General features: G+C 42.6%; 7 protein-coding genes. All 7 read left to right on the top strand.

All coding sequences use genetic code 11. From position 1 onward, the window contains the following. Positions 1-228, top strand: a 228-nt coding sequence (locus ACYUCW_RS17530) for a hypothetical protein (protein ID WP_460409145.1), incomplete at its 5' end; no start/stop codon positions are given. Beyond that, the gene (locus tag ACYUCW_RS17535; protein ID WP_368939358.1) at positions 206-703 is read left to right on the top strand and encodes a packaged DNA stabilization gp4 family protein; all 498 of its coding nucleotides are present in this window, start codon (positions 206-208) and stop codon (positions 701-703) included. The genes ACYUCW_RS17530 and ACYUCW_RS17535, both read left to right, overlap by 23 nt. Further along, the gene (locus tag ACYUCW_RS17540) at positions 675-2,456 is read left to right on the top strand and encodes a packaged DNA stabilization protein (RefSeq protein ID WP_460409146.1); all 1,782 of its coding nucleotides are present in this window, start codon (positions 675-677) and stop codon (positions 2,454-2,456) included. Before ACYUCW_RS17535 ends, ACYUCW_RS17540 begins: the two co-directional genes overlap by 29 nt. Continuing rightward, complete coding sequence (locus tag ACYUCW_RS17545) at positions 2,456-3,154, top strand: phage tail protein (protein WP_460409147.1); 699 nt, start codon at positions 2,456-2,458, stop codon at positions 3,152-3,154. Before ACYUCW_RS17540 ends, ACYUCW_RS17545 begins: the two co-directional genes overlap by 1 nt. Further along, positions 3,154-3,618 carry a DUF2824 family protein gene (locus tag ACYUCW_RS17550; protein WP_243209098.1) on the top strand — a complete coding sequence of 155 codons (465 nt, stop codon included), beginning with the start codon at positions 3,154-3,156 and terminating at the stop codon, positions 3,616-3,618. The genes ACYUCW_RS17545 and ACYUCW_RS17550 overlap by 1 nt, the downstream gene beginning before the upstream one ends. Then, on the top strand, positions 3,609-4,265 hold the full coding sequence (locus ACYUCW_RS17555) for a DNA transfer protein (RefSeq protein WP_460409148.1): 657 nt from the start codon (positions 3,609-3,611) through the stop codon (positions 4,263-4,265). Before ACYUCW_RS17550 ends, ACYUCW_RS17555 begins: the two co-directional genes overlap by 10 nt. A 9-nt stretch (positions 4,266-4,274) precedes the next feature. Further along, a partial coding sequence (locus ACYUCW_RS17560; protein WP_460409149.1) for a phage DNA ejection protein occupies positions 4,275-5,486 on the top strand: 1,212 nt, incomplete at its 3' end.

A 5,486-nucleotide genomic window follows, 5' to 3' on the forward strand; every position in this document is an offset into this window, starting at 1 on the left:
TCCCTTTTTTTATTGGAGATGACAATGAAAACGATGCTTTATAAAGCTAATGGTGATGTGAAAATTTGGGGTATGAACCTTCAAATTATTACTGTCAACGATGATGAACTTGAAAGTTATTTGAAAGATGGCTGGTGTAAAAATCCAAACGACACCAAGAAGAAGACTGAAGATAAACCCGCTACCAAGAAAAAGGCGGTGAAAGATGCAGATAACAACGAAGGGTGAGTTAGTTGTAGCGGCGTTACGTAAATTAGGCGTTGCTTCCGATGCTACATTAACAGATATAGAGCCTCAGTCATTAGAAGATGGCGTGGTTGATTTAGAATCAATGATGTACGAATGGTTTGAAGATGGTGCAGGAATTCATACTGGCTATAAGTTCGCTGATGAAGACACTCCTATCGATCAAGGTGATGAACACGGGTTAAACAAACAAGCCATTAACGCAGTTATCTACAACTTAGCTACTCGCATTGCACCTGATTACCAAATTGCCCCGCTTAATAAGGTCATTACAACTGCTAGATATGGCAAAGAAAGACTCATGCGAAGCTGTGCTTTAAAGAGAGCTAAAAATGCCAGATCTCATCATCCAGATGGTTTCCCTATTGGCTCAGGTAATCGATTATTAACGATGACTGGTCAGCGATACTTCCACAGGAGAAAACCACATGCCAAGGATCCAAATACCTCTTGCTAGAGGTTTGCGAAAAGACCCGCATACAGCAGATTATATTGATGGTCTTCCAGTTAACATGTTGGCCACACCGAAAGAAGTATTGAATGCGTCCGGTTATTTGCGTTCGTTCCCTGCATTAGAAAAGCGTCATAGTGTTGATGGTGTGTCTCGTGGTGTTCAGTACAACACGAAAAACAACACGGTCTATCGCGTGTGTGGAAATAAACTTTATCGTGGACAGAATGCTATTGCTGATATTCAAGGCAAAGATAGGGTGACTATGGCGCACTCGGGTTACAGTCAAGCAGTGGCGTCAGGCGGTAAGTTAAAACTCTATCGCTATGACGGTGAGGTCAAAGAGTTATCTAACTGGCCTGAGGAAAAGGTAATTACCGAAGGCTATAAACGTGACGTTAAAAAATGGACTCACAAAGAAGGTAATGATGATTTTGTACCGCTCACAAAGAATGATCTGGATGGGTTCTTAACGTTAAAAATCACGCCTAAAACTTCTGATGGTAAAACCGGTAATGAGATGCTTATCACTGAGCAAATGGTAGGCATTAAATTATCTCAGCAGGAAGAAGATGATAAGCCTTATCTTACTGATGTTCTGGTAGAAGGTGTTAAGCGCGCAGGTGGTAAAATTACAGTCACGTATAAAATGAACCTTGCCAAATCTAGCGAGCAAACAGCCAAAGACGTTACTGAATTTATAATGACGCAAGAGGTGCTAGAGGTAGTCGAAAAATACCCTCAATACGAATTAGGTGATGTTGTTGATGTTGCTCGTAACCGAGGGCGTTATATTTGGTTACAGAAAGGAGGTGAAAGGTTCGGAGTTACTGACTTAGAAGATGAGTCTAAACCTGATCGTTATCGTCCATTTTACACTGCTGAATCTCAACCTGACGGCATAATCGCCATCGCCTCTTGGCGTGATATGGTGCTTTGCTTTGGTTCGTCAACTATCGAATACTTTACCATTACCGGCTCAACAAACGCGTCACAAGTAATATATGCGCCACAACCATCTTATTTTGTTCAGATGGGTATTGCTGGTCGTGATGCTAAGTGTAAGTTTGGAGAATCATTCGCATTCATCAGTAACCCTGCAAACGGCGCGCCTTCTATTTATATTCTTGGTGCTGGAACGGCTAGCCAAATTTCCACAGCAAGTATTGATAAGATCATTCGTAGCTATACACCAGACGAGTTATCACATGCGGTTCTTGAGTCTATTCGCTTTGATGGTCATGAGTTACTCATTGTTCACTTACAGCGTCACACGCTTTGCTTTGATGCAGCGGGCAGTCAGCAATATCCGCAGTGGTGCATTCTAAAGTCTGGACTGTATGAAGAAACATATCGTGCAATTGATTTTATGTACGAAGGTAATCAGATCACTGTCGCGGATAAGAATGAGGGAGTTATTGGTAATCTTGCTTTCAATAAATCATCTCAGTACGACAAGCAGGTGGAGCATATCTTATATACGCCCATGGCTAAAGCCGATAACGCAAGGGTGTTCGATTTAGAGCTTGAGGCATCAACAGGCGTCGCTCAAATTGCTGATCGTTTATTTTTGTCGGCAACGGCTGATGGCATTAACTTTGGTCGAGAGCAAATGATTGAGCAGAACTCACCATTCCAATATGACCGCCGTGTTTTGTGGCGAAGAGTGGGAAGGGTGAGAAAGAACATAGGGTTTAAGGTTCGAGTTATCACTAAATCTCCTGTAACGCTGAGTGATCTGTCTATGAGGGTTGAATAATGGCAAATGAAAACCTTTCTACCCCCATAGAAATTCAAGCCTCTTATATTGTTCCAAACATCCTTCCTGATAACTTTAGCGAAACCTATCGGCGTATAGTGTTGAGTGGCGCTGATGATATGGCAAAAGTAGCTGGTCGTGCAAATGAAGCTGGCGTAGAAGCGCTCGATGCTCAAGTTAAAAATGATGAACAAGACATTATTCTAGATGATCATGAGGGAAGACTTGGTGATGCTGAGCAGACTATTGTTCTACATGGCAATCAATTAGCAAATCATGAATTCCGCATCACAAAAACGGAAGAGGATTTATCTAAGTTAGAGGTAAGGGTTCTTAACGTTGAGCAAGACATTGATGGGCTGAAAATAAAGATACAAGACCTTGATGGAAGAATATCTGAAATTAAAGTTGATTACGTTTCTCTCAGTAAAACAGAAAAACAGAAGCTTTTATCGCCCATCGATGTTTCAACATCCTACTCAGTAAACGGAATTAAAGTTGTTGGTTCTCGAGTTACTGGCTTTACATCAGCAACGGGTACGGCATTTAAGGGTTCGTTTAACGCTAACCAATCCTACTCATTCAGCGCCGATTACACTCGGTCAGAAATGCAGGCTCTAGCAAGTGGGGTAGTCGAGGCAAGGCAACGAATCAAGGCGCTCGAAGATGCGCTTCGTTCACACGGATTAATAGACTAATGGAAATTAAAATTATTGATAACCCCATTCGGCTATCTGAGTTTTTAAATGATAAGTCGAATACGGGGAATATCGTTGATAGCAACGATCAGTATTTCATTAAACCCGATGCGCTTTACTTAGGTATTTATGAGGGAGTTCTATTGGTTGGTGTTTTCGAGGTGCGTAATTTTTGGCATACAGTTGTTGAGTGTCACGCCATATTTGATGCTGGATTCCGTGGTAAGTACGCCTTTGATGCACACAAATTATTCTGCAAGTGGTTGCTGGAAAATAGTCAATTCACTAACTCAGTAACTATGGTTCCTGATACCACAAAATATGGTCGCGTTATTGTGAAAATGCTTGGTGCTACTCGTGTCGGTCATTTAGATGATGCGTATATCAGTAACGGCAAGCCTGTTGGTATAACGATGTATCAATTAAAACGCTCTCAATATGAGGATTTATTGCAATGTCAATAATCAGATGGATTGAAAATAAAACACTACCGATGAGTGGATATATGAAAGGGGGCGGTGATGGTGGTGCGGGCGCTCAAGCTGATGCGACTCGTGAAGCCACAGCGTTACAGCGTGAAATATGGCAGACAACCATGAATAACTTGGCGCCTCTTACACCTATGGCGCAACAGTACATTGGACAAATGCAAAACCTGTCAACATTAGAAGGGCAAGGAAACGCACTAAACCAATACTACAATTCTCAACAGTTTAATGATTTAGCAAACCAAGCCAGATACCAGCAATTATCCAGTGCAGAAGCTACCGGTGGGTTAGGCTCAACAGCAACAAGCAATCAACTTGCATCTATCGCTCCTATGCTTGGTCAAGGTTGGTTGGCTGACCAAATGAACAACTATCAGAATCTGGCGAATATTGGTCTAGGCGCATTGCAAGGGCAGGCAAACGTAGGTCAGAGTTACGCCAATAATACAGGGCAGTTACTACAACAGAATGCAGCTGCTCAAGCGGCCATGGCTAACCGTCCTTCATCTATGCAACAAGGAATTATGGGTGGATTAGGTGGTGCTACTGCCGGCATGGCTATTGGTGGTCCATGGGGCGCTGCAATAGGTGGTGGTCTTGGTGTTCTTGGTTCATTATTTTAAGGTGATGATATGGCTACATGGAACCAGCAGGGATCAGGGGGATTTCTTGGCGGTATTGGTTTAAATAATACTAATGCCCCCAAAGCAAGTGACGCAAACGCAACTCTTGCTATGATCCGAGAAAATAATGACCTACAACGGTCTGGAGCTAATAATATCGGGTTGCAGTTAGCTCAAGGGCTTGGTGGGCTTGGTGAAATGTACAAGCAACAGCAAGCTCAGGAGAGAGATAAGGAATTCCAATCTTTGTGGGGTAAGGCGTACGCATCTGGAGATAGAGACGCTATGAGGCAGCTGATGGCTACATATCCAGATCAGGCTGAGAAAATAACCTCAGGTATGCAGGGAATATCAGAGGACGTCAGGGAATCTTTAGGAAACATAGCATCTGGCTACCGGATGGCTATTAATAGTGGTAATGCTACTGATTACATCCGTAAAAATGCTGATGAGTTACGACGATTAGGTATTGATCCTCAGCAGGCTCTGGCTATGGCAAATGAAAACCCCAAAGGGGCTATAGAGTTAGCTGACCATATCGGCATGTCGGCATTAGGCCCTGATAAGTATTTTGATGTTCAGGATAAAATCGAAGGTCGTTCTATTGATAGAGATAAACTTTCCGAGACAGTCCGTAGTAATCAAGCCAGTGAAGCGTTAACGAGAGAAGGTCATCAAATACAAATTAGAGGACAAAATATCTCCGCTCAAAACTCTATTAGATCTGCTAACTCAACAGGAAGCAAGCCTGCATCTGTGCAAGAGTACGAGTACATGGTATCGCTTACCCCTGAGCAACGTAAGCAGTTTTTAGCGTTAAAAGGCAGGGGAGAGAGTGAATTACAACAGGCTCAGCTATCCAATGGGCAAACTGTAATGATTGACCCTAAAGCTCAAGGCGCAGGAGATTCTAAGTATTACAAGGGGTTCGACGCTAACGGTAATGTAGTCACCATTCCTGTCAATGCTTTATCAAGTGTGTCGTCTACAGCAAATAATGCATCAACTACACGCATGAATGAGGATTTATCTTTAATAGCAAATGCACCTATATCTCAATTAAATGCTATCACTGGCATTACTGGAGGAACAGGAACAACGCCTATAACAGCTGACGCAGGAACTAGGACAGTAAATAGAGAGGCAAGATCTTTATATAATGCAGCTCAGCGTATACAAGGTAATATGCAAAATCAAGGTATTAGTGCAGCTAGAGAGATG

This window comes from Proteus sp. MB838 (assembly GCF_054767435.1).